This is a genomic window from Pseudomonas sp. NY15372, from assembly GCF_048068215.1.
Taxonomy (GTDB): Bacteria; Pseudomonadota; Gammaproteobacteria; order Pseudomonadales; family Pseudomonadaceae; genus Aquipseudomonas; species Aquipseudomonas guariconensis_A.
In genome coordinates, this window is the sequence record NZ_JBLUPY010000105.1 from 1 (window position 1) to 319 (window position 319).

A 319-nucleotide genomic window follows, 5' to 3' on the forward strand; every position below is an offset into this window, starting at 1 on the left:
GGGCAATACCCTGACTATCACCGGCTACAACCCCAGCACCGGGGTGGTGAGCTACAGCTACACGCTGACTGACAACGAAGCCCATCCAAATGCCAACGAAGCCAACAGCCTGAGCGAAAGCTTCACGGTAACGGCTACCGACACCGATGGCAGCACAGCCACCGGCAACCTCGATGTGAACATCATCGACGACCTGCCGACTGCCGTGGGTGACAGCAACCTCGAAACCGCCACCGAGCAGCACACCACGCTCACCGGCAATGTGCTGAGCAACGATACCCAGGGCGCCGACCGCGTCCCGAGTGGCCCGATCACCGCC

General features: G+C 62.1%; 1 protein-coding gene. It reads left to right on the top strand.

Translation table 11 applies throughout. The features are described from left to right. Positions 1-319 (top strand): VCBS domain-containing protein (locus ACNFG0_RS22910; protein ID WP_416766543.1); only part of this gene is annotated, 319 nt, incomplete at both ends.